22 protein-coding genes and 2 pseudogenes are annotated in these 23876 nt (G+C 64.2%); 10 read left to right on the top strand and 14 right to left on the bottom strand.

Annotated features, from left to right (window positions below; translation table 11 throughout):
* The 8 genes and pseudogenes from ACQKPE_RS17730 to tcyJ form a co-directional block, all read right to left on the bottom strand.
* A pseudogene (locus ACQKPE_RS17730) lies at positions 1-73 on the bottom strand (hypothetical protein); the annotation flags it as partial.
* Between the two features lies 1 nt (position 74).
* Positions 75-593, bottom strand: a pseudogene (locus ACQKPE_RS17735) (MetQ/NlpA family ABC transporter substrate-binding protein); the annotation flags it as partial.
* Complete coding sequence (locus ACQKPE_RS17740; protein ID WP_427667852.1) at positions 586-1983, bottom strand: LLM class flavin-dependent oxidoreductase; 1398 nt, start codon at positions 1981-1983, stop codon at positions 586-588. The gene ACQKPE_RS17740 and the pseudogene ACQKPE_RS17735, both read right to left, overlap by 8 nt.
* On the bottom strand, positions 1983-3164 hold the full coding sequence (locus tag ACQKPE_RS17745) for an SfnB family sulfur acquisition oxidoreductase (RefSeq protein ID WP_427667853.1): 1182 nt from the start codon (positions 3162-3164) through the stop codon (positions 1983-1985). Before ACQKPE_RS17745 ends, ACQKPE_RS17740 begins: the two co-directional genes overlap by 1 nt.
* Positions 3165-3294: 130 nt before the next feature.
* Positions 3295-4536 (bottom strand): SfnB family sulfur acquisition oxidoreductase, encoded by a 1242-nt coding sequence (locus ACQKPE_RS17750; protein WP_427667854.1) that lies wholly within the window; start codon positions 4534-4536, stop codon positions 3295-3297.
* A gap of 311 nt (positions 4537-4847) precedes the next feature.
* On the bottom strand, positions 4848-5609 hold the full coding sequence (tcyN, locus tag ACQKPE_RS17755; protein WP_427667856.1) for an L-cystine ABC transporter ATP-binding protein TcyN: 762 nt from the start codon (positions 5607-5609) through the stop codon (positions 4848-4850).
* 2 nt (positions 5610-5611) lie between these two features.
* Entirely contained in the window at positions 5612-6280 is a 669-nt protein-coding gene (gene tcyL / locus ACQKPE_RS17760) for a cystine ABC transporter permease (protein ID WP_427667858.1), read from the bottom strand.
* Positions 6277-7071, bottom strand: coding sequence for a cystine ABC transporter substrate-binding protein (tcyJ, locus tag ACQKPE_RS17765; RefSeq protein ID WP_427667860.1), 795 nt, complete (start codon positions 7069-7071; stop codon positions 6277-6279). Before tcyJ ends, tcyL begins: the two co-directional genes overlap by 4 nt.
* A 287-nt stretch (positions 7072-7358) precedes the next feature.
* On the opposite strand from tcyJ, the gene epsC reads away from it, so the two are divergent.
* The gene (epsC, locus tag ACQKPE_RS17770; protein ID WP_427667862.1) at positions 7359-8291 is read left to right on the top strand and encodes a serine O-acetyltransferase EpsC; all 933 of its coding nucleotides are present in this window, start codon (positions 7359-7361) and stop codon (positions 8289-8291) included.
* A gap of 241 nt (positions 8292-8532) precedes the next feature.
* Positions 8533-10494: a choline transporter BetT gene (gene betT / locus ACQKPE_RS17775; protein WP_427667895.1), complete on the top strand. Its 1962-nt coding sequence runs from the start codon at positions 8533-8535 to the stop codon at positions 10492-10494.
* A 33-nt stretch (positions 10495-10527) separates the two neighbouring features.
* Here the strand turns inward: betT and tauD are convergent, their stop codons facing one another.
* Genes tauD through tauA form a run of 4 tightly spaced genes read right to left on the bottom strand, consistent with a single transcriptional unit; the run spans position 10528 to position 14001 of the window.
* Entirely contained in the window at positions 10528-11361 is an 834-nt protein-coding gene (gene tauD, locus ACQKPE_RS17780; protein WP_427667864.1) for a taurine dioxygenase, read from the bottom strand.
* Between the two features lie 18 nt (positions 11362-11379).
* Positions 11380-12213 (bottom strand): taurine ABC transporter permease TauC, encoded by an 834-nt coding sequence (tauC, locus tag ACQKPE_RS17785; RefSeq protein WP_427667866.1) that lies wholly within the window; start codon positions 12211-12213, stop codon positions 11380-11382.
* Positions 12210-13004 carry a taurine ABC transporter ATP-binding subunit gene (tauB, locus tag ACQKPE_RS17790; RefSeq protein WP_427667868.1) on the bottom strand — a complete coding sequence of 265 codons (795 nt, stop codon included), beginning with the start codon at positions 13002-13004 and terminating at the stop codon, positions 12210-12212. Before tauB ends, tauC begins: the two co-directional genes overlap by 4 nt.
* A gap of 25 nt (positions 13005-13029) precedes the next feature.
* Positions 13030-14001: a taurine ABC transporter substrate-binding protein gene (gene tauA / locus ACQKPE_RS17795; protein ID WP_427667869.1), complete on the bottom strand. Its 972-nt coding sequence runs from the start codon at positions 13999-14001 to the stop codon at positions 13030-13032.
* Positions 14002-14484: 483 nt separating this feature from the next.
* Between tauA and ACQKPE_RS17800 the strand changes: the two genes are divergently transcribed.
* The 8 genes from ACQKPE_RS17800 (at position 14485) to ACQKPE_RS17835 (ending at position 21551) form a co-directional block, all read left to right on the top strand.
* The gene (locus ACQKPE_RS17800; RefSeq protein ID WP_427667871.1) at positions 14485-15816 is read left to right on the top strand and encodes an OprD family porin; all 1332 of its coding nucleotides are present in this window, start codon (positions 14485-14487) and stop codon (positions 15814-15816) included.
* A gap of 165 nt (positions 15817-15981) precedes the next feature.
* On the top strand, positions 15982-16620 hold the full coding sequence (locus ACQKPE_RS17805) for a peroxiredoxin (protein WP_375098915.1): 639 nt from the start codon (positions 15982-15984) through the stop codon (positions 16618-16620).
* 209 nt (positions 16621-16829) lie between these two features.
* Positions 16830-17423, top strand: coding sequence for an NADPH-dependent FMN reductase (gene ssuE, locus ACQKPE_RS17810; protein ID WP_427667873.1), 594 nt, complete (start codon positions 16830-16832; stop codon positions 17421-17423).
* 86 nt (positions 17424-17509) lie between these two features.
* Positions 17510-18475 carry a sulfonate ABC transporter substrate-binding protein gene (locus ACQKPE_RS17815; RefSeq protein WP_427667874.1) on the top strand — a complete coding sequence of 322 codons (966 nt, stop codon included), beginning with the start codon at positions 17510-17512 and terminating at the stop codon, positions 18473-18475.
* A 63-nt stretch (positions 18476-18538) separates the two neighbouring features.
* Entirely contained in the window at positions 18539-19687 is a 1149-nt protein-coding gene (gene ssuD, locus ACQKPE_RS17820) for an FMNH2-dependent alkanesulfonate monooxygenase (RefSeq protein ID WP_427667875.1), read from the top strand.
* Positions 19688-19697: 10 nt separating this feature from the next.
* A complete protein-coding gene (gene ssuC / locus ACQKPE_RS17825) occupies positions 19698-20495 on the top strand; it encodes an aliphatic sulfonate ABC transporter permease SsuC (RefSeq protein ID WP_375098911.1) in 798 nt (265 codons plus the stop codon).
* On the top strand, positions 20492-21304 hold the full coding sequence (gene ssuB, locus ACQKPE_RS17830) for an aliphatic sulfonates ABC transporter ATP-binding protein (protein WP_427667877.1): 813 nt from the start codon (positions 20492-20494) through the stop codon (positions 21302-21304). Before ssuC ends, ssuB begins: the two co-directional genes overlap by 4 nt.
* A gap of 31 nt (positions 21305-21335) precedes the next feature.
* Entirely contained in the window at positions 21336-21551 is a 216-nt protein-coding gene (locus ACQKPE_RS17835; RefSeq protein WP_008095172.1) for a TOBE domain-containing protein, read from the top strand.
* 120 nt (positions 21552-21671) lie between these two features.
* Here ACQKPE_RS17835 and ACQKPE_RS17840 read toward each other — a convergent pair whose 3' ends face one another.
* Both ACQKPE_RS17840 and gshA read right to left on the bottom strand, forming a co-directional pair.
* Positions 21672-22298, bottom strand: a complete 627-nt coding sequence (locus ACQKPE_RS17840) for a TetR/AcrR family transcriptional regulator (protein ID WP_427667878.1) — start codon at positions 22296-22298, stop codon at positions 21672-21674.
* Positions 22298-23875: a glutamate--cysteine ligase gene (gene gshA / locus ACQKPE_RS17845; RefSeq protein WP_427667880.1), complete on the bottom strand. Its 1578-nt coding sequence runs from the start codon at positions 23873-23875 to the stop codon at positions 22298-22300. Before gshA ends, ACQKPE_RS17840 begins: the two co-directional genes overlap by 1 nt.
* Position 23876: the final 1 nt, after the last annotated feature.

Consider the following 23876-nt stretch of genomic DNA (forward strand, 5'->3'; position numbering starts at 1 on the left):
GGTCGATCAAGGCGTAGCAGATGTCGTCGGCCGCCTCCATCAGGTACACCAGCGGGTGGCGTGCCCAGCGTTGGCAGGATTTTCAGCTGCTTCGGGTTGGCGACGATGTCGTCCTCGGTGGCCTTGTAGCCCACGCCCGGCTTGAGCGTAATCAGCCCGGCCTTGGCCAGCAATTGCAGGCCGCGGCCGCTGTTGATCGGGTCGTTGGCGATGGCCACGCTGGCGCCTTCGGGCAGCTCGGCGAAGCTTTTGTACTTTTTCGAGTACAGGCCAACGTTGTTGATGATGCCCGGCTTGTAGGGCACCAGGTCGAAGCCCGCGGCGGCCTTGGCGTTTTCCAGGAAGGGGATGTGCTGGAAGTAGTTCACGTCGATATCGCCAGCGGCCAGGCTCACGTTCGGGGCGATCCAGTCGGTGAACTCGATCAGCTTCACTTCCAGGCCTTGTTTGTGGGCTTCTTCCACCGCCGCTTCCAGCGGGATGGCGAAGGCGGCGGTGGTGCCGATCTTCAGTGGTTCGGCGGCATGGGCGGCAGCGCTGATGCCGAGGGTCAGGGCGGCGGCCACGATGGGCCGGAACAGTTTTTCAAGCATGGTGCAGGGCTCCAGTCGGGGCATATTCAGGTTCAGAAGGGGTGTTGCGATAGCGGCTGCCGGGGTGGTCGGCGGGTAGTCGGGCGTTGCCTGCGAACAGTTTCTGGCGAAGGCTGCCGTCGGCGTAGGCGGTCTTGTAGCGGCCCCGGCGTTGCAGTTCGGGGACCACCAGGTCGATGAAGTCCTCGAAGCTTTCCGGGGTGACGGTGCGGGCCAGGTTGAAACCGTCCAGGCCGGTTTCGTCGAGCCAGGCGATCAACTGGTCGGCGACCAGAGCGGGGTCGCCGACCAGGGTCACGTAGCGTCCGCCCAGGGCGTGCTGTTCAAGTAACTTGCGGCGGGTCCAGGCGTTGTCCTGCAATTGGCGGGTGGCCGACTGGATGGCGTTGCCGGGTGCGAAGGCGATCGCCTCGTCCAGCTCGAACGCGGCGAAATCGATACCGGTGGAGGCGGCGAAGTGCGCGACACCGGCTTCCGGGCTGGCATGGCGCAGGTACTCGGCGTGCTTGAGCCGAGCTTGCTGCTCGGTAGGCGCAACGATCACCGTGATGCCCATGAACACCTTCACCGCCTGCGGGTCGCGGCCAGCGGCCTGGGCGGCGGCGCGCACCTTGTCGACCTGGGTGCGGGTGGCGGCCTGGTTCTGCCCGCTGATGAACACGCACTCGGCATGGTTGCCGGCGAAGGCCAGGCCGCGCGTCGAACTGCCGGCCTGGAACAATACCGGTGTGCGCTGCGGCGAGGGTTCGCACAGGTGGTAGCCCTCGACATCGTAGAACTCACCGTGGTGGCTGACCTTGTGTACTTTCTCGGGCCTTGCGTACACGCGCTGCGCGCGGTCGGCGACCACCGCGTCATCCTCCCAGCTGCCTTCCAGCAGCTTGTACAGCACTTGCAGATATTCCTCGGCCTGGTCGTAGCGGCGGTCGTGCTCAGGCTGCTGGGCCAGGCCCATGGCCCGGGCGGCGCTGTCGAGGTAGCCGGTGACGATGTTCCAGCCCACCCGGCCTTGGCTCAGGTGGTCGAGGGTGGAGAGGCGCCGGGCGAACAGGTAGGGCGCCTCGTAGGTGAGGTTGGCGGTGAGGCCGAAGCCCAGGTGTTTGGTCACCGCAGCCATGGCCGAGACCAGCAGCAGCGGATCGTTGACCGGCAGCTGGATCGACTCCTTGAGCGTCACGTCCAGCGACTGGCCGTAGACGTCGTAGGTGCCGACGATATCGGCGATGAACAGCCCGTCGAACAGCCCGCGCTCCAGCAGGCGGGCGAGGTCGGTCCAGTAGGCCAGGGTCTTGTACTGGGTCGAGGTGTCGCGCGGGTGGGCCCACAGGCCGTGGTTGATGTGCCCGACGCAGTTCATGTTGAAGGCGTTGAGCAGGATCTGCTTGCCCATCAGATCGTACCTCGCAGCGGCGGGTTCTGGTCGTTGAGGTAGTAGTTGCCGATGGCGTGGTACTTCCAGCGCACTGGGTCGTGCAGGGTGTGGACCCGGGCATTGCGCCAGTGGCGGTCGAGGTTGTGCTCGGCCAGGGTGGACTGGCTGCCACCCAGCTCGAACAGCGTGGTGCCTGCAGCCAGGGAGATTTCCGTGCTGATCGCCCGGGCCTCGGCCACGGCGATGGACACGGCGGCGACGTTGGCTGCGCTGCTGTCGACCTGGGCGCGGTCGAGGAACTCGCCAGCCCGCTCAAGCAGGGCTTCTGCGGCGTGCAGGCGGATGCCCAGGTGACCGAAACTCTTGAGGGTGAGCGGGTCGTCACTGGCTTTGTCGAGGCCCGAGTCGGCCCAGGGCCGGCTGCGGGTGCGCACGAAGTGCAGGGCGTCTTCGAAGGCGGCGCGGGCGATGCCGGTGTCGATGGCGGCGTGGAGAATCTGCGCCAGTGGGCCGACCGTGGTGGGGCGCTCGAAGGCGCTCTGGAACGGCACTACGTCGTTTGCGGCGACGAAGGCATTGGTGAAGTGCACCGAGCCGCTGCCGGTGGTGCGCTGGCCGAAGCCGCTCCAGTCGTCGATCACCTTGACCCCGTCGCTGTCGGCGCGCACGAAGGCCAGTTGCTGCACGCCGTGCTCGTCGATCACCGAGGTGGGGATGCGCTGGGCGTAGAGCGCGCCGGTGCAGTAGAACTTGCGGCCATCGACGCGGTAGCCATCGTTGTCACGGGTGAGGCGGGTGGTGCGGTCGTGGGCGGTCTTGGTGCCCAGTTCGGCCAGGGCGTTGCCGAAACGTTGGCCGGCCAGCACTTCGGCGTAGAGGCGTTGCTGTTGCTCGGGGCTGCCGTTCACGCGCAGCACTTCCAGGGCGTAGAAGTGGTTCTGCGGGATCTGGCCCAGGGAGGCGTCGGCCTGGGAAATACGGGCGATAACTTTGGCCAGGGTGACGTTGGACACGCCCGCGCCGCCGAACGCCTTGGGTACGCTGATGCCCCACAGGCCGGACTGGCTGAACAGGTCCAGTTCAGCGTACGGCAGGCGGCGCTCGCGGTCGCGCAGGGCGCTGTCGCGGCGCAGTTGCTGGGCGATTTCTTCGGCGATGGCCAGGGCTTGGGTGTCGTCGGTGATGAGTGCTGTTGTCATGGTGTTTCTCCGGGGCCCTATGGGGCCGCTATGCGGCCCAATCGCGACATAAGGCCGCTCCCACAAAGCCTGTGGGAGCGGCCTTGTGTCGCGATTGGGCTGCGCAGCAGCCCCCCAAGGGCCACAAAAATCAGATCCAGGAATGCCGCGCAGGCAGCGTGCCGTTGAGGTAGTAGGCGCCCACCGCGTGGTACTTCCAGCGCACCGGGTCGTGCAGGGTGTGCACCCGGGCATTGCGCCAGTGGCGGTCGAGGTTGAACTCGGCGAGGGTCGCGCGGCTGCCGGCCAGCTCCAGCAGCTTCTCGCTGGCCTGCAGGGAGATTTCCGTGGTCAGCACCTTGGCTTCGGCCACGGCGATCGAGGCACGGGCTGCCGAGGCTGCGTCGATCGGCGCGGCGCTGACTTCGTCGAGCACTTGCGCGGCCTTGCGCAGCAGCGCCTCGGCGGCGTGCAGCTCAAGCTTCAGGCGGCCGATATCGGCGATCACGTAGGGGTCGTCGCTGGCGCGCTCCACATTGGCGTCGATCCAGGGCCGCGACTTCTCGCGCACAAAGGCGATGGCGTCGTTGATGGCCGCCTCGGCGATGCCGGCATCGATGGCTGCCTGGATCAGTTGCGAGGATGCGCCCTGGGTGTTCGGCTGCTCGCGCTGGCGCCAGTTGTCGATCACCAGATCCGGGTCTACCGGCACGTTGTCCAGCAGCACGGTGCCGCTGGCGGTGGTGCGTTGGCCGAAGCCGGACCAGTCATCGACGATACGCAGCCCCGGGCTGCCCCGGCGCACGAACGACAGGCGCTGGCGGCCCTCGTCGTCGATTGCCTTGACCGCCACCCAATGGGCGAACAGGGCGCCGGTGGAGTAGAACTTCTCGCCGCTGATGCGATAGCTGTCGCCGGCGCGGGTGATGCGCGCCTTGAGCGTCAGGGTGTTCTTGGTGCCGCGCTCGGGGCCGGCATTGCCGATGCGCCAGCCGTCCAGCACCGAGCGGAAGATCGTCGCTTGTTGGGCTTCGGTGCCGGTCAGGCGCAGCAGTTGCAGAATGCCGAAATGGTTCTGCGGGATCTGCCCTAGCGCCGGGTCGGCGGCGCTGATGATGCGGAACACTTCGGCGAGGGTCTGGAACGAGACGTCCGGGCCGCCGAAGGCCTTGGGTACGCTGATGCTGCCCAGGCCGCTGCGGGTGAACTGTTCGATTTCGGCCCAGGGCAATTTGCGCTGCTGGTCGCGACGGGCGGCCTGCTGGCGGGCGACATCGGCCAGTTCGCGGGCCGCTTGCAGGGCTTCGGCGTCGTTGCGCAACACCTTGGCCGGCAGCAGCAGGGGCGAGCTGTCGAGGTCGCTGTGGAGAAGGGTTTCTAGTTGGCTGGACATCAGTACCGCTCCTTGGCTGCACTCAATGCCCTGGCGTTACGCACTGGGGTGATTGTGATCCTGACCATTCCTTACCTCACAAAGTGGATGTGTCGCTTCAGCTGATCGCGACAGACGTTTGCTGGTCCGGTGGTCCGGTTTATATACCCTATGCGCTTATAAACCGTTTATGAACTAACGGTTTGGAATATGGATAGAAGTTGGGATTTGTTTTGCCAGTACTGACGCATTCGCGGGCAAGCCCGCTCCTACAGGGGTTGCGGTGAACCCTGTAGGAGCGGGCTTGCCCGCGAATGGTTTCGGTGGAGGCTTCAGTCTTGCGCGGCAGCGGTGCCGAGGAACTTGCGCAGGAACTGCTTCGTGCGCTCCTCTTTCGGGTTGGCGAACAGTTCCTTGGCCTCACCCTGCTCCACGATTACCCCCTTGTCGAAGAAGATCACCCGGTTGGCGACATAGCGGGCGAAACTCATCTCGTGGGTGACGATGACCATGGTGCGCTTCTCCTCGGCCAGGCCGCGGATGGTCTCCAGTACTTCGCCAACCAGCTCGGGGTCGAGCGCCGAGGTAGGCTCGTCGAACAGGATCACTTCAGGCTCCATGGCCAGCGCGCGAGCAATCGCTACCCGCTGCTGCTGGCCCCCGGAAAGTCGCCGTGGGTAGGCATCTTCCTTGCCAGCCAGGCCCACCTTGGCGAGCAGGCTGCGGCCCAGTGCGACGGCCTTGTCGCGAGGTGTCTTCTTGACGATCACCGGCCCTTCGATAACGTTGTCCAGGGCCGTGCGGTGGGGGAACAGGTTGAAGTTCTGGAACACGAAACCGGCCTGCTGGCGCAGCTGGCGAATGGCAGCCTGCTGCCCGCCCAGCGAGCGGTTGGCGTCGATGCTGATATCACCCACCTGGATACGCCCGGCATCCGGAGTTTCCAGCAGGTTCAGGCAGCGCAGGAAGGTGGTCTTGCCCGAGCCGCTGGGGCCGATGATGGCCACCACCTCGCCGGGCTGCACGGTCAGGTCGATGCCGTTGAGCACGGTCTGGCCCTTGAACTGCTTGGTCAGGCCTTCAACTACGATCATCTTCAGTGCTCCTGGTCATGCTTGTTTACCCGCGCTTCCATGCGGTTCTGGAAGTGCGCGAGGATGGTGCACAGTATCCAGTAGATGACTGCCACGGCCAGGTACATGGTGAAGACTTCGAAGGTACGCGCGGTAATCAACTGGGCTTGGCGGAACAGCTCGGGCACCTGGATGGTCGCCGCCAGGGCGGTGTCCTTGACCAGCGAGATGAAGCTGTTGCCCAAAGGTGGAAGGGCGGTGCGCATGGCCTGGGGCAGGATCGCCCGGCGCATGGCCTGGGTGCGGGTCATGCCGATGCTGGCAGCGGCTTCCCACTGGCCACGGTCGATCGAGGAGATCGCCGCGCGCAGGATTTCGCAGATGTACGCTGCCATGTTCAGCGACAGGCCGATCAAGGATGCGGGTATCGGGTCGAGCTCGATACCGATCTGCGGCATGCCGAAGTAGATGACGAACAACTGCACCAGCAAAGGTGTGCCGCGGAAGAACGACACATAGATTCGCGCCAGCCAGTTCAGCGGCAGAATCTTCGACAGGCGCATCAATGCCAGGGCAAAGCCCAGCAGCAAGCCGAAGAACATGCCGCCGACGCTGAGCAGCACCGTGTAACCCGCGCCCTTCAACAGGAAGGGCGCGGAGTCGATAACGAGTTGCAGGCTTTCAGCGATCATTTAGTGACGTCGGCACCGAAGTATTTCTCGGAGAGCTTGGCCAGGGTGCCGTCGGTACGCAGTTCGTCCAGCGCTTTATTGACGGCGGCCAGCAGTTCAGGCTCGTCCTTGCGCAGGGCGATACCCGCCTCCTGGCGCGAGAACGCTTCGCCAGTCACGGCGGTATCGGTGGCCTTTTTCGCATATTCCAGGGCGGCGAGGCGGTCGATCAGGATGGCGTCGATGCGGCCTACACGCAGGTCCTGGAACTTGCTTGGGTCGTCTTCATAGGTGCGCACGTCTGCCTTTGGCACATTGGCCTTGACCCATTGCTCGTAGTTGGTGCCCAGGCCCACGCCTACTTTCTTGCCTGCCAGGTCGTCAGCGCCCTTGATCTTCAGGTCTTCGAGTTTCTTCTTCAGAACCAGCGCCTGGATACCGGAAACGGTGTAAGGCTCGGAGAAGTTGTACTTCTTCTTGCGCTCTTCGGAGATGGTCACCTGGTTGACCACCACATCCAGACGCTTGGACTCCAAGGCTGCGAGAATGCCGTCCCATTTGGTGGTCTGGACCTTGGCCTTGACGCCCAGCTTCTGCGCCAGGGCTTCAGACAACTCGACCTCGAAACCGGTCAACTTGCCGCTTTCGTCGACGAAGCTGAACGGTGGGTAGGTGCCTTCGAGGCCGACGTTGATCACGCCTTTTTCCTGGATGGTCTTCAGTTGCTCGCCGGCAAATGCCTGGCCCAGCAGGCCAGTGCCGAGCAGCAGCGCCAGGCTGGCGTTGAGAAGTGGTTTGGTGAATTTCGTCATGGCGGCCCCGCGCTTTGTTGTTTAGGTGGTGGGTGGCGACTATAGGGTGGGCTTTATAGCTCCGGAAATAATAAAAATTTATTTTATTATTCCTTTTTTCTACTTCATCCCTGAACGACAGCGTAGAGGGTAACCATGAACCCGGCCCCCGTCACTGCTGCTTATGCCCGACTTAGCGCAGGATGGAATAAAGCGATGTTTTTTCCAAGGGAAGAATTTGCCGTAGAGTAATTCCTGCCGGCGGCATATGCCTGATTCCCAAGACCGCCGCGAGCCAGGAGACCACCGTGAGCGAACAACCATCCACCGGCCAATGGCAGTTGCAGGGCATTGTCAGCGGCTTGCGCAGTGCCCGAGAACAATGGCGTACCCGCAATGGGCGCAGCAGCGGCGAGCAGGGCGGGCGTGAACTGCCGTCGCGCGACGCAGTGCAGCATATTCTCGAGCAGCTGTGTGGTGCGTTGTTCCCGATGCGCCTGGGGCCGGTGGACCTGCGCGAGGAAAGCGAAGACTTCTACGTCGGCCATACCCTCGACGCTGCGCTCACCGCACTGCTGGGCCAGGCGCGCCTGGAGCTGCGTTACGCCGCGCGGCAGAACAAAGCCGACCTGGCTGACGTCGATGCCCATGCGTTGAAGCTGATCCAGGGCTTCGCCGCGGCCCTGCCGCAAATGCGCGTGCTGCTCGACACCGACGTGCTCGCCGCCTTCCAGGGCGACCCGGCGGCGCGCAGTGTCGACGAGGTGCTGCTGTGCTACCCCGGCATCCTGGCGATCATCCACCATCGCCTGGCCCACCACCTGTACCAGGCTGGCCTGCCGCTGCTGGCGCGGATCAGTTCGGAGCTGGCGCACTCAGCTACCGGCATCGACATCCACCCCGGCGCGCAGATCGGCCCGAGCTTCTTCATCGACCATGGCACGGGCGTGGTGATCGGCGAGACCGCGATCATCGGCGAGCGGGTGCGCATCTACCAGGCAGTGACCCTGGGCGCCAAGCGTTTCCCTTCGGACGAGTCGGGCACCTTGCACAAGGGCCTGGCGCGCCACCCGATCGTCGAGGACGACGTGGTGATCTATGCCGGGGCGACCATCCTGGGGCGCATCACCATCGGCAAAGGCTCGACCATTGGCGGCAACGTGTGGCTGACCCGCAGCGTGCCGGCGGACAGCAACATCACCCAGGCGAACCTGCAGTTGGATTGCCAGGACAAGAACTGAGGCCGGAACTGTCCCTGTAACAGCAAGGTCTGTTGAACGCCCGCCCAGCGGCACCCGGTCGCATTGATTTCCGATCCATGTTTAACTTGAACGATTGTTCAAATTAAACGCTGGTCCGCTGCCGGTGTTCAACAGGAGGATTCCCTTTGCTGAACCCGTTCAATCCGAACCTTACGTCGTTCGACGAGGTGCATGTTCAATGAGTGCACCCACCCCCGCCCTTGCCAATGGCAAGGTGCGCATGAACCCCCCGGTCTTCTACTTCGCCGCCACCTTCATCCTCGCCTTCGGCCTGGTGGTCATCGCCAAGCCGCAGGCTGCTGGCGAGTGGCTGCTGGCCGCGCAGAACTGGGCGGCCAACACCGTCGGCTGGTACTACATGCTGGCCATGACCCTGTACCTGGTGTTCGTGGTGGTCACCGCGCTGTCGGGCTACGGCAAGATCAAGCTCGGCGCCGACCATGACGAGCCCGAGTTCAGCTACCTGTCCTGGGCCGGCATGCTGTTCGCCGCCGGCATCAGCATCACGCTGTTCTTCTTCTGCGTCTCCGAACCCCTGACCCACCTGCTGCAACCGCCCCAAGGCGAGGCCGGCACGGTGGAGGCCGGGCGCCAGGCGATGCAGGTGCTGTTCCTGCACTGGGGCCTGCATGGCTGGGGCGTGTTCGCCTTCGTCGGTATGGCCCTGGCGTACTTCGCCTACCGCCACAACCTGCCGCTGGCGCTGCGCTCGGCGCTGTACCCACTGATCGGCAAGCGCATCAACGGGCCCATCGGCTATGCGGTGGACGGCTTCGGCATCATCGCCACGGTGTTCGGCCTGGGCGCCGACATGGGCTTCGGCGTGCTGCACCTCAATGCCGGCCTGGACTACCTGTTCGGCATCGACCACAGCCAATGGGTGCAGGTGGGGCTGATTACCCTGATGATGGGCACCGCAGTGGCCGTGGCGGTCGCTGGCGTGGAGAAGGGCGTGCGGGTGATGAGCGACATCAACCTGTTCCTGGCCTGCGCGCTGCTGCTGTTCGTGTTGTTCGCAGGGCCTACCCAGCACCTGTTCAATACCCTGATCCAGAACCTCGGCGACTACCTCGGCGCCTTGCCGCGCAAGAGCTTCGATGTGTACGCCTACGGCGAGAACCGCGACTGGCTGGGTGGCTGGACGGTGTTCTACTGGGCCTGGTGGATTGCCTGGTCGCCGTTCGTGGGGCTGTTCATCGCACGTATTTCCCGGGGCCGGGCCATCCGTGAGTTCGTCTTCGGCGTGCTGTTGATTCCGCTGGGCTTCACCCTGGCGTGGATGTCGATCTTTGGCAACAGCGCCCTGGACCAGGTGATCAACCACGGCATGACCGCGCTGGGCCAGTCGGCGCTGGACAACCCGTCGATGAGCCTTTACCTGCTGCTGGAAACCTACCCCTGGAGCAAGACGGTGATCGCCGTGACGGTGTTCATCAGCTTCGTGTTCTTCGTCACCTCGGCCGACTCCGGCACCGTGGTGCTCTCGACCCTGTCGGCCAAGGGCGGCAACCCCGACGAGGATGGCCCGAACTGGCTGCGGATCTTCTGGGGGGCGATGACTGCGCTGATTACCAGCGGGTTGCTGTTCGCGGGCAGCATCGATTCGCTCAAGTCAGCGGTAGTGCTGACCTCGCTGCCGTTCTCGCTGATTCTGTTGTGCATGATGTGGGGGCTGCACAAGGCGTTCTACCTGGAGAGCCAGCGGCAGATCGCGCAGATGCATTCGCTGGCACCGTTCGCCGTGTCGCGTCCAGGCCGTGGGGGCTGGCGCCAGCGCCTGAGCCAGGCGGTGCACTTCCCATCGCGCGACGAGGTGTACCGGTTCATGGACAACGTGGTGCGCCCGGCGATCGCCGAGGTGACGGCGGTGTTCGAGCAAAAGGGCCTGACGCTGATTACCCAGGACGACCCGAGCCACGACAACGTCAGCCTGAAGATCGGCCATGGCGAGGAGCAGCCGTTCATTTACCAGGTGCAGATGCGCGGGTACTTCACGCCGTCGTTCGCCCTGGGCGGGCTGGGTACCCAGGAGTTGAAGAACCGCCGTTACTACCGCGCCGAGGTGCACCTGGCCGAAGGCAGCCAGAACTATGACCTGGTGGGGTACAGCAAGGAGCAGATCATCAACGATATCCTCGACCAGTACGAACGGCATATGCAGTTCCTGCATCTGGTTCGTTAGAGCGCCGGGGGCCGCAACGCGGCCCGGCATCTCTTAGAACGGCGCATCCCCCAGGATGGTCGCCCGGTGCATCACCCGCCGCTGCGGCCGGTAGTCATCCACTGCGTAATGCTGGGTCACGCGGTTGTCCCAGAACGCCACGTCGTTCTCCTGCCAACGCCAGCGAATGCTGAACTCCGGCCGCGTAGCATGGGCGAACAGCAGCTTGAGCAGCGCTTCGCTCTCGTGCTCGTTCAGTTCGTTGATACGCGTGGTGAACCCCTCGTTGACGAACAACGCCTTGCGCCCGCTGACTGGGTGGGTGCGCACCACCGGGTGCGACAGCGGCGGGTTGTTGCGCCGCGTCGCTTCCCAGCGCGCCAGGTCTTCGGGCGTGCTGCCGAAGCGCTCCAGCGGGAACGACTTGGTGAAGTCGTGGGTCGCGGTCAGGCCGTCGAGCAGCGTACGCAGCGGCGCCGACAACGCCTCGAAGGCCGCGATGCCACTGGCCCACAGGGTGTCGCCGCCGTAGGCCGGCAGCTGCTTGGCGCTGAGCACCGCACCCAGGGCCGGGGTCGGCAGGAAGGTCACGTCGGTGTGCCAGATGGCGTTGTCGCGCACATCGGTGACGGCGGTGTCGAGAATCAGCACCTGCGGGGTCTGCGGCACATTCGGGTAGATCGGGTGGATGTGCAGGTCGCCGAAGCGCGCGGCGAAGTCGGCCTGCTGCTGGGGTGTGATTGACTGGTCGCGCAAGAACAGCACCTGGTGTTGCAGCAGCGCCTGCTCGATGGCATCGCGTTGCTGCGGGGTGATTTCGCGGCTGATGTCCACGCCGCTGATTTGCGCGCCGAGGGCTGGGCTGAGAGGGGTGATGGTCAGGCTCATGTCGGTCTCGCTGAGAAGTCAGTGGCTTTGCCCGTGCCAGGGCACCAGCTTGCGTTGCAGGGCGCGCAGGCCCATTTCCAGGGCGAAGGCGATCAAAGCGATCAGCAGGATGCCCAGCACCACCACGTCGGTGACCAGGAACTGCGCCGCCGACTGCACCATGAAGCCCAGCCCGCTGGTGGCGGCGATCAATTCGGCGGCCACCAAGGTCGACCAGCCGACGCCCAGGCCGATGCGCACGCCGGTGAGGATGTCTGGCAGTGCGCTGGGCAGGATCACATGGCGAATCAGTTGTGCACGGGTCGCGCCCAGGGACTGCGCGGCGCGCAGCTTGGCCGGGTCGACGGTGCGCACGCCGGTTGCGGTGGCGATGGCGATCGGAGCGAAGATCGCCAGGTAGATCAGCAGCACCTTCGACAGCTCGCCGATGCCGCACCAGATCACGATCAGCGGCAGGTAGGCCAGCGGCGGGATGGGCCGATAGAACTCGATCAACGGGTCGAGGATGCCCCGCGCGATGCGGTTGTAGCCGATGGCGATGCCGACCGGCACGGCGGTGAGGGTCGCCGCCAGTAATGCCAGGCCGATACGCCCAAGGCTTGCGCCCAGGTGCTGCCAGAGGCTGGCGTCCATATAGCCCTGGGTCAGCAGCAGCCAGGCCTTGGCCAGAATGTCACCGGGCGCGGGCAGGAACAGCGGCTCGACCCAACCTGCTGCGGTCACCAGCCACCAGGCCAGCAGCAGGCTGGCGAGGGTCAGTGCGCTGATCCAGCGGGTTGGCAGAGCGCGGCGCTTGGCGGCTTGGCGTTGTGGGTCGTGTTTGCCCACGACGGGAAGCTCAAGGCTGCTCATACGGCCTCCTGCTGGGGTGTGCCTTGGCGTTGCGAGAACACCCGCGTCAATACGTGCTCGCGGGTTTCGATGAAGCGCGGGTCGGACTTGATCGCCCGCGCCGGTTCCCCGGCGGCGTAACGTTGGCCGAAGTCCAGTTGCAGGCGCTCGACCACCCGCCCTGGGTTGGGCGCCAGCAGCACCAGCTCGGTGGCGAGAAACACGGCTTCTTCGATGTCGTGGGTAATCAGGAACACCGGCTTGGCGGTGCGCTGCCAGACCTGCAACAGCAGTTCCTGCATCTGTTCGCGGGTAAAGGCATCCAGGGCGCCGAAGGGTTCGTCCATCAGCAATACCCGAGGGTCGGCGGCCAGCGCCCGGGCCAGGCCTACGCGCTGCTTCTGGCCGCCGGAGAGCTGCCAGATACGCCGTTCGCCGAAGCCAGCCAGGTCGACCAGCGCGAGCATCTCACGCGCTTTGGCCTCACGCAGGGGGCGCGGTACGCCGGCCAGTTCCAGGCCGAAGGCGACGTTGCCCAGCACGTTCTGCCAGGGCAGCAGGGCATCGTCCTGGAACACCACGCCGCGCTCGGCGCCTGGGCCTTGCACCGGGCGGCCGTCGAGGGTGATGCGGCCCGCGCTGGGGGCGACAAAGCCGGCGATCAGGTTGAGCAGAGAGGTCTTGCCGCTGCCGGAAGGCCCGAGGGCCACCAGCAGCTGGCGCGGGCCCAGGCTCAGGTTGATGTCGGCCAGCACCGGGGTGTCGGCGCCGGGGTACTGTGCGCTGATGCGCTCCAGCTCGAGCAAGGCCATGGCAGGCTCCGGGTGTGGGTGGTTGTCAGTTGGGCAGGTATTGCGCGCTGACATAGGGCGAGTAGTCCGGCAATACCGCCTCGACCTTGCCTTGCTGCTTGAGGAAGGTGGCAGTGTCGGTCAGCGCCTGGGTGGTGGGTGCGCCCAGCGCGCTGGCCTGGTCGGCGGCCAGCGGGAACACGTTGCCTTCGAGCAGCACGGGAATGTCGCTGGCCTTGGCGCCGGACAGCTTGACGAGCTTGTCGACGTTGTTGCTGTCGGCCAGCCAGGCTTTTGGGTCTTTGCGGTAGTCGGCGTAGGCGTCGAGGGTGACCTTGGCGAACGACTTGACGATCTCCGGGTGCTTGGCGGCGAAGTCCTTGCGCACGATCCACGCATCGAAGGTCGGCGCACCCTTGCTGGCCAGCTCGCCGGAGGTGATCAGCACCTTGCCGTTTTCCTTGGCCACGCCCAGGGCCGGGTCCCAGACGTAGGTGGCGTCGATGTCGCCGCGTTTCCAGGCGGCGATGATCGCAGGCGGCGCCAGGTTGAGGATCTGCACCTTGGCCGGGTCGATGTTCCAGCTCTTCAGCGCAGCCAGCAGGCTGTAGTGGCCGGTGGAAACGAAGGGCACGGCGACTTTCTTGCCGATCAGGTCCTGCGGGGTCTTGATGCTGTCGCGGGCCACCAGGGCTTCGCCGGCGCCGATCTGCGTGGCGATCAGGAAGGTTTCCACCGGCAGCTTGCGGGTGGCAGCGGCAGCCAGGGGGCTGGAGCCCAAGTAGCCGATCTGCACGTCGCCCGAGGCCACGGCGGTGATGACATCGGCTCCGTTGTCGAACTTGCGCCAGTCGATGCTGGCCTTGCTGGCTTTTTCATAGGCGCCATCGGCCTGGGCCACCTTGGCTGGGACGACGGTGGTTTGGTAGGCGACGGTCAGGTCGGCGGCCTGGGCGAGCCAGCTGGTACCGGCCAAGGTCAGCGCGGCGAACAGGCGCAGGGGAGCGTGCGGGATCATGGTCGAACCTCTCGTCAGGCAATCGGGGTGATGAATGACGAAGAGGCTAAATGATCTAATAAATCTAAAATAAATAACTTTTTAGAATTAGCTTAGGAGGCAAAAACCGCCGCTGCTGATGGGTATCCGTTGTGAAATGCTCACTCGCTGCTAGGCTTCATAACCTTTCACAGCTGTGACTATTGGCAAACGTTTGCAGATAACCTATAGCTATCTGCGCTCGCGCCGATACAGTTTTTGGTTGTGAAAGTTTCGTGGTTATTCCGTAAAAATCTTAGAATTTCACAAAACGGTCATTTTGGATTTATAGGATTGTCATTATCCTGTAGCCCGGGGTGGCGGCTTAGACCAAAGTCTAGAGGCGACGGGTAACGATTGACTTACCAGTCACACATTGGTGCTAAATCGCCAGATCGACGGCGAGTGGGGCAGAAGATCCCGCCGCTTGCGACACACAAAAATTAGAACGTAGAGGAGCAACACATGTACAAGTCCAGCCTGGCTTTGGCCGTGGCACTGGGGGTTCTTGCCCAACAAGCAGGCGCTGCCGGTTTCGTCGAGGACAGCAAGCTGTCCGTCAGCTCTCGTACCATGTACTTCGATAACGACAACCGTGAAGGCGGTGCCGACAACCGTGAGTCGGGTCAGGGCTTCAAGCTTGACTACATCTCCGGCTTCACCCAAGGCACCGTAGGCTTCGGTGTTGACGTCCAGGCCCTGTGGGGTATTCACCTCGACGGCGGCCGCGGCAAGCACCCGAACAACAGCAGCTTCTTCCCAAGCGACACCGACGGCTCGGCTTCCAGCCAGTGGGCTCGCATCGGCGGCAACGCCAAAGCGCGTTTCTCCAAGACCGAAGTTCGCTACGGTAGCGCCCTGGCGCCGAACCTGCCGATCCTGGTTTCCAACGATGGCCGTCTGCTGCCGCAGACCTTCGAAGGTGGCACCATCACCTCGAAGGAAATCGACAACCTGACCATCAACGCCGGTCAGCTGAGCAAGGCCATGGGCCGTGCTTCGGCTAACGGTACTGGTCTGTCGATCAACGGCGCTAGCCAGGACAGCAACAAGTTCCGCTTCGGTGGCCTGGACTACAAGCTCACTCCAGACCTGACCCTGCAGTACTACTACTCGAACCTGGAAGACTTCTACAAGCAGCACTTCCTGGGCGCGACCCACGTGTTCAAGATCGCTGACGATCAGTCGTTCAAGACCGACCTGCGCTACTTCGATAGCAGCAGCGACGGCAAGAACGGCAGCGGCGGCGGCTACAACTTCAACAACAACGGCGGCTTCGCCAAGACGCCTGGCGAGGTCGACAACAAGACCTGGTCCGCGATGTTCACCTACACCCTGGGTGGCCATGCGCTGATGCTGGGTCACCAGCAGGTTGGCGACGACGGTGGTTTCGTCTGGCTGAACCAAAGTGGCGTTGTTGACGGCCGTGGCCGCAACGAAGGTAACGGCGGTTCCAGCTTCTACCTGTTCACCGACAGCATGATCAACCAGTTCGCCAAGGCCGGTGAAAACACCACCTTCGGTCAGTACTCGTATGACTTCGCTCGTTTGGGTGTACCGGGCCTGAAGGCGTCGATTTCCTACCTGCGTGGTGAAGACGGCAAGAATGCCAACGGCAACGGTACGTTCACCGAGTGGGAGCGTAACGCCCGTATCGACTACGTCATCCAGCAAGGCACCTTCAAAGGCCTGGGCGCCAGCCTGCGTCACGGTGTCTACCGTGGTACTGGTACCAGCTCTCTGCAAGACCAGGATCAGACTCGCTTCATCGTCAACTACACTTACAACTTCTTCTAAGTCGTAGCGACAAAGAAAGCCTCGCCTAGTGCGAGGCTTTTTTGTGTCTGCGATTCGATATGTTTTAAGGTTATAAATAAATCGATATTTATTCTTTTTGTTATTTCCAGAAAGCAGGCACATTGAACCCATACAGACCCAATAACAGCACAAGGAGCCCGCTTCATGAGCCTCAAACTCGGCGATATCGCCCCCGACTTCGAGCAAGAATCCAGCGCCGGAAAAATTCGTTTCCACGAGTGGTTGGGTAACAGCTGGGGCGTGCTGTTCTCTCACCCAGCCGACTTCACCCCGGTGTGCACCACCGAACTGGGCCTGACCGCAAAGCTCAAGGACCAGTTCGCCGAGCGCGGGGTCAAGGCCATTGCCCTGTCGGTCGACCCGGTCGACTCGCACCATCGCTGGATCGAGGACATCAACGAGACCCAGAACACCGTGGTCAACTTCCCGATCATCGCCGACGCCGACCGCAAGGTGTCGGACCTGTACGACCTGATCCACCCCAACGCCAACGACACCCTCACCGTACGTTCGCTGTTCGTCATCGACCCGAACAAGAAGGTGCGCCTGACCATCACCTACCCGGCCAGCACGGGGCGCAACTTCAACGAGATCCTGCGGGTGATCGACTCGTTGCAGCTCACCGACAACCACAAGGTAGCCACGCCCGCCAACTGGCAGGACGGTGACGAGGTGGTGATCGTGCCGTCGCTGAAGGACGAAGACGAAATCAAGCAGCGTTTCCCCAAAGGTTATCGCGCGGTCAAGCCATACCTGCGCCTGACCCCACAACCGAACCGTTAAGCATTCTTGTTGCATTGCTCTTAGCCATAGCAGGGATATTCGGGCCGTTTCGACGGCCCTTTTTTATGCCTGGCGTTCAGAATCTGGAATTGTTAAAAATGGAATAAACAAATGAAAAAATATGATTTCTAGATATATGTATCAAGCTGCTAATGTCGGTTGCATCCCTTGGGGCCAGACCCCGGAACCGAATCAAAGGAAGTGCTTCAATGTTGGTTGTCTCGATCGGTGGTAGCCCTAGCCTGCGCTCACGCTCCGGTGTGTTGCTCGAACGTTCGCGCCAGTGGCTGCAAGGCCGTGGCGTAGAGGTAGTGACCTTCCAGGTCCGCGAGTTCCCCGCCGAAGACCTGCTGCATGCCCGTTTCGACAGCCCGCAGGTGCAGCACTTCCAGCAACTGGTGGCCCAGGCCGATGGCCTGATCGTATCGACTCCGGTGTACAAGGCATCCTTCGCCGGCGCCCTGAAGACCCTGCTCGACCTGCTGCCCGAGCGGGCCCTGGAGCACAAGGTGGTACTGCCGATCGCCACGGGCGGCAGCATCGCCCACATGCTGGCGGTGGACTACGCATTGAAACCGGTGCTGTCGGCGCTCAAGGCGCAGGAGACCCTGCAAGGGATCTTCGCCGACGACAGCCAAGTGGCCTACGGCGAAGGCAACCAGCCGGCGCAACTGGCCGAGGCGTTGGAAGCCCGCCTGCTGGACTCGCTGGAAACCTTCCACGGCGCGTTGGCGCGGCGGCCCCGGCCAGTTGCCCCTGGCGTGCTCAACGAACGTTTGATCAGTGCTCGCTGGAGCATCTGACCCGACATCAACTGTTTTTCCACCTTACTCGCCCGCCAACGAGGCAAGCAGGTGCAACCCGAACCTCATTCGCACAGGAGAGCGCCATGCGCACAGTCTTCTTGCGTCGTGGTCTGGTCGCCCTGTTCGCGGCGGCTGTGTCCTTCGGCGCCATCACCCAAGCCCAGGCCGAGAGCCTGCGCATCGGTTACCAGAAATACGGCACCCTGGTGCTGCTCAAGGCCAAGGGCACGCTGGAGCAGCGCCTGAAGGAACAGGGCATCGAGGTGCAATGGACCGAGTTCCCCGGCGGCCCGCAGCTGCTCGAAGGGCTGAACGTCGGCTCCATCGACTTCGGCGTCACTGGCGAGACCCCGCCCGTGTTCGCCCAGGCAGCGGGCGCCGACCTGCTCTACGTGGCCTTCGAGCCGCCCGCGCCGCACAGCGAAGCGATCCTGGTGCCCAAGGGCTCGCCGATCCAGTCGGTCAAGGAGCTCAAGGGCAAGAAAGTTGCCCTGAACAAAGGCTCCAACGTGCATTACCTGCTGGTGCGCGCCCTTGAGGACGCGGGCCTCAAGTACAGCGATATCCAACCGGTGTACCTGCCGCCTGCCGATGCCCGCGCCGCGTTCGAGCGGGGCAGCGTTGACGCCTGGGTGATCTGGGACCCGTACCAGGCCGCCGCCGAACAGCAGCTGCAAGCACGCACCCTGCGTGACGGCAAGGACCTGGTCGACAACCACCAGTTCTACCTCGCCACCCGCAGCTACGCGACCCAGCACCCGGCGGTGATCAACACGCTGATCGAGGAAGTACGCGCCGTCGGCCAGTGGTCCCAGGCCAACCCGCAGCAGGTCACCGACCAGGTCGCACCGCTGCTGGGCCTGCCCGCCGACATCACCCTGACCTCGGTGAAACGCCAGGGCTACGGTGCCGCTGCGTTGACCCCCGAAGTGGTGGCCGCACAGCAGAAGATCGCCGACACCTTCCACGGCCTGAAGCTGATTCCCAAGCCCTTGAGCATCAAGGACGTGATCTGGACACCCCCGGCCAAGGTCGCCAGCGCGCCTTGAACTGAACGCTCCCAGCGCCGGGGCGTTGCCCCGGCTCGAGCCCCCCTTGAGGAGACAACTCCAATGAGCCTGAACATCTTCTGGTTCCTTCCCACCCACGGCGACGGCAAGTACCTGGGCACTTCCGAGGGCGCCCGCGCCGTCGACCATGGCTACCTCACGCAGATCGCCCAGGCGGCCGACCGCCTCGGTTTCGGCGGCGTGCTGATTCCCACCGGCCGCTCCTGCGAGGACTCCTGGCTGGTGGCCGCGTCGCTGATTCCGCTGACCCAACACCTGAAGTTCCTGGTCGCACTGCGCCCCGGCATCATTTCCCCGACCGTGGCCGCGCGCCAGGCCGCGACCCTCGACCGCCTGTCCAATGGCCGTGCGCTGTTCAACCTGGTGACCGGTGGTGACCCGGACGAGCTGGCCGGCGATGGCCTGCACCTGAACCACCAGGAGCGCTACGAAGCCTCGGTGGAGTTCACCCGTATCTGGCGCAAGGTGCTAGAGGGCGAGGTGGTCGACTACGACGGCAAGCACCTGCAGGTAAAGGGCGCCAAGCTGCTCTACCCGCCGATTCAGCAGCCACGTCCACCGCTGTACTTCGGCGGATCCTCCGACGCCGCCCAGGACCTCGCCGCCGAGCAGGTCGAGTTGTACCTGACCTGGGGCGAGCCGCCGTCGGCGGTTGCCGAGAAGATTGCTGCCGTGCGCGAGAAAGCCGCTGCCCTTGACCGCGAAGTGCGCTTCGGCATCCGCCTGCACGTGATCGTGCGGGAAACCAACGAAGAAGCCTGGGCCGCTGCTGATCGCCTGATCTCGCACCTGGACGACGACACCATCGCCCGCGCCCAGGCCTCCCTGGCGCGCTTCGATTCGGTCGGCCAGCAACGCATGGCTGCGCTGCACGGCGGCAAGCGCGACAACCTGGAAGTGAGCCCGAACCTGTGGGCTGGCGTCGGCCTGGTGCGCGGCGGCGCCGGTACCGCGCTGGTCGGCGATGGCCCGACCGTGGCGGCGCGGGTCAAGGAATACGCCGACCTGGGCATCGATACCTTCATCTTCTCCGGCTACCCACACCTGGAAGAGTCCTACCGCGTGGCCGAACTGCTGTTCCCGCACCTGGACGTGCAGCGCCCGGAGCAGCCGAAAAGTGGCGGCTATGTAAGCCCGTTCGGCGAGATGGTGGCCAACGACATCCTGCCCAAGTCCGTGTCGCAGAGCTGAGGGGCCGAGCATGAGTCGTGCAACTTCCTCCAACCTGCCGCAGCGCCTGGCGCCCTGGGCCCTGCCGATACTGCTGCTGGCGGTGTGGCAACTGGCGGTCAGCGCTGGCTGGCTGTCCACGCGCATCCTGCCCGCGCCGAGCGCGGTGATCGCGGCCGGTGTCGAGCTGGTGCGCAGCGGCGATATCTGGTCGCACCTGGCGATCAGCGGCTGGCGCGCAGGCGTGGGCTTTCTGATCGGCGGCAGCATCGGCCTGCTGCTGGGCTTCATCACCGGTCTGTCGAAGTGGGGCGAACGCTTGCTCGACAGCTCCGTGCAGATGATTCGCAATGTGCCGCACCTGGCGTTGATTCCGCTGGTGATCCTGTGGTTCGGCATCGATGAGTCGGCGAAGATCTTCCTGGTGGCGCTGGGCACGTTGTTCCCGATCTACCTCAACACCTACCACGGTATCCGCAACGTCGACCCGGCGCTGGTGGAAATGGCGCGCAGCTACGGCCTGTCGGGTTTCGGCCTGTTCCGCCAGGTGATCCTGCCCGGTGCGCTGCCGTCGATCCTGGTGGGCGTGCGCTTCGCCCTGGGCTTCATGTGGCTGACCCTGATCGTCGCCGAGACCATCTCGGCCAACGCCGGTATCGGCTACCTGGCAATGAATGCCCGTGAGTTCCTGCAAACCGATGTGGTGGTACTGGCCATCGTCATGTACGCGGTGCTCGGCAAGCTCGCCGACCTGGCCGCCCGTGGCCTGGAGCGTGTGTGGCTGCGCTGGCACCCGGCCTACCAACCGGCGAAGAAGGAGGGCGCATGAGCGTGCTCAAGCAACAACCGCCGCGCCTGCTGCGCGGCATCCCCCTGGCGGCCCAGGGGCTGCGCAAGACCTTCGGCAAGCGTGAAGTGCTGCGCGGTATCGACCTGCACATTCCGGCCGGACAGTTCGTGGCCATCGTCGGGCGCAGCGGTTGCGGCAAAAGCACCCTGTTGCGCCTGCTGGCCGGCCTCGACCAGCCCAGCGCCGGCGAGCTGCTGGCCGGTGCGGCGCCGTTGGTGGAAGCGCGCGAGGAAACCCGCCTGATGTTCCAGGACGCCCGCCTGCTGCCCTGGAAGAAGGTGATCGACAACGTCGGCCTGGGCCTGACGGGCGACTGGCGGCCACGTGCCGTGCAAGCGCTGGAGGAGGTTGGCTTGGCAGACCGCGCCAATGAGTGGCCGGCGGCCTTGTCCGGTGGCCAGAAGCAGCGCGTGGCCCTGGCCCGAGCATTGATTCACCAACCGCGCCTGCTGCTGCTGGATGAGCCGCTGGGTGCGCTGGATGCCCTGACCCGCATCGAGATGCAGCAACTGATCGAACGCCTGTGGCGCGAGCACGGCTTCACCGTGCTGTTGGTCACCCATGACGTCAGCGAAGCCGTGGCCGTGGCCGACCGGGTGATCCTGATCGAGGACGGCGCCGTGGGCCTGGACCTCGACGTCGACCTGGCGCGCCCCAGGGCGCGTGGCTCGCACCGCCTGGCGGTACTGGAAAGCGAAGTACTCGAACGTGTTCTAGCCGTCCCGGGCGCTGCGCCTGAGCCGGACCCTGTAGCCCCTTTGCCCACGCAACTGCGTTGGGCCCACTGAACCCCTGAAGCCAGAAAGAAGGAAGCAAACCATGACTATCAAAGCGATCAACGTACGCAACCAGTTCAAAGGCACCGTGAAGGAAATCCTCGAAGGCCCGGTACTGTCGGAAATCGACGTGCAGACCGCCTCCGGCATCGTCACTTCGGTGATTACCACCCGTTCCGTGAAGGAGTTGGAGTTGCAGGTGGGTAGCGAGGTGATTGCCTTTGTGAAATCCACCGAGGTCTCCATCGCCAAGCTGTGATTTCGGCGTACTGGGGCTGCTTTGCAGCCCATTCGCGGGCAAGCCCGCTCCTACAGGTTCACCACCGTCTTTGTAGGAGCGGGCTTGCCCGCGAATGGGCCGCAAAGCGGCCCCGGTGTTTTATCGCTTGGGCAGGAACGGCGGCAGGTACAACCCCAGGTACGCCTCGCACACCCGCATGCCTTCTTCCGCCATGCGCGGAGTGATCTGCTCATACAACTGCATCGACCGGGCATACACCCGGTCGCTCAGTTCCATGGCCAACGCAAACACATCCACATCGCTGGGCATCGTCGGCAACTGGAAGTGGCGGTCGAACAGCGCATGCATCAACGCCCCCAGCTCCATGTCGTGTTGCCTGTCGGCCTGCACCACTTCGCTCAGCCCATGCTGGGCAAGAATCAACTGCCGTGCGGCGGCATCTTCGTTGTAGATGTGCAGCATGCGTTGCTCGATCAAGCGCGACAGATCATGCCATGTGGCCAGGGCCTGGCTGTCGATCGGTGCGCTCAGGGTCTCGCGAAACGCCCGGTGCACGTCGGCGGTGAGCGCTTCGAGCAGCGCGGGCACGCTGGCGAAGAAGTGGTACACCGACGACGGTGGAATTTGCGCACGCTCGGCCACGCTGTAGATCGACAGCCCCGCCACCCCTAGTTCGGCCAGCAGCTCGCGCGCCGCGGCGAGGATCGTGGCGATCCTCGCCTGGCTGCTGGCCCGGGGCTTGCGGGGGCTGGCGGGGCGGTTCATCAGTTGCTGATCGCCAGGATGCTCGCCTGGTAGGCACCGACGAACAGGTCGAAGTCCCCCACCTCTTGTTGCTCCAGGCGCGCCTGCTCGGCCAGCGACTCCCGTGCCAGGGCCTGGAAGGCTTGTTGGCGCTCGGCGGACAGCGGCTGTTCACGGAAGTGCTCGGCGTGCAATTGGCTCTGGCGCAGGGCGAACTGCACGAAGCTTTCGTCGTGCTCGGTCATGCGCGCCAACACCTGGGCCGAAGGGGTCAGCTCCGGGTCGTCGACCTTGGCCTGCTGGGCACGCAACGCCTGGGCGTGTGCCTGGCCGCCGTTGGCCTGGTCGAGCAGCTCTGCCAGCGGGCGAATACGCTCGATCAGCTCGCTGGCCCATTCCTTCAGCGTTACCGGCTGGCCGTCACGATGCAGTTCAAGGCCTGGACGACGGCCTTCCTTGACCACGGTCAGGAAGTTGTCGGTGCTGTGCCCGCACGCCGTGTTGTCGAGCAGTGGGCTGTCGTTGAGTGCGCAATACAGCAGGAAGGCATCGAGGAAGCGCGCCTGGGTCAGGTCGATACCCGTGGGCAGGAACGGGTTGATGTCCAGGCAGCGCACTTCGACGTACTGCACGCCGCGTGCGGTGAGGGCCTGGATCGGCCGTTCGCCGGTGTAGGTCACGCGCTTGGGGCGGATATTCGAGTAGTACTCGTTCTCGATCTGCAGGATGTTGGTGTTCAACTGTACCCACTCGCCATCCTTGTGGGTGCCGATCTGCTGGTAGGGCGGGTACGGCGTGCCGACGGCCCTGCGCAGGCTGTCGGTGTAGCTGACCAGATTGTTGTAACAAGGGGTCAGGCCGGCCTGGGCGTTGCTCTGGTAGCCCAGGTCGCTCATGCGTAGGCTGGTGGCATAGGGCAGGTACAGGGTTTCGCTGTCCAGCTCCTCGAGCTGGTGCGGCTGGCCGCGCAGGAAGCCTTTGTCCAGGGCCGGGGAGGCGCCGAACAGGTACATCAGCAGCCAACTGTAGCGGCGGAAGTTGCGGATCAGCGCAATGTACGCGGCCGACTGGTAGTCGCGGTCGCTTTCCCAGCTGCCTTCGCCCTGGCGCAGCAGCGGCCACAGGGCCTCGGGCAGTGAGAAGTTGTAGTGGATACCGGCGATGCACTGCATGGTGCGGCCGTAGCGCAGGGCCAGGCCCTTGCGGTAGACGTGCTTGAGCTTGCCGATGTTGGAGCTGCCGTACTCGGCAATCGGGATGTCTTCCTCGGCCGGCAGCGCGCACGGCATCGAAGGGCTCCACAGGTATTCGTCGCCCAGCTGGCTGGTGACGAAACGGTGGATGTCCTCGAGGTTGTCCAGCACCTGCGCCGGGTCGGTCAGGGCCGGGGTGATGAACTCCAGCAGCGACTCGGAGTAGTCGGTGGTGATCTGCTCGTTGGTCAGCGCCGAACCCAGGGCTTCGGGGTGCGGGGTCTGGGCCAGGCGACCGTCTTGGGTCACGCGCAGGCATTCACGCTCAATGCCGTGCAGGCACTGCTTGAGCAGGGGGAGATTGGCGCCGAGCAGGCTCAGGCGGCGGTTGAGGAGGTCGCTCAAG

Source organism: Pseudomonas sp. NPDC089554 (genome assembly GCF_050280645.1).
Classification (GTDB): domain Bacteria; phylum Pseudomonadota; class Gammaproteobacteria; order Pseudomonadales; family Pseudomonadaceae; genus Aquipseudomonas.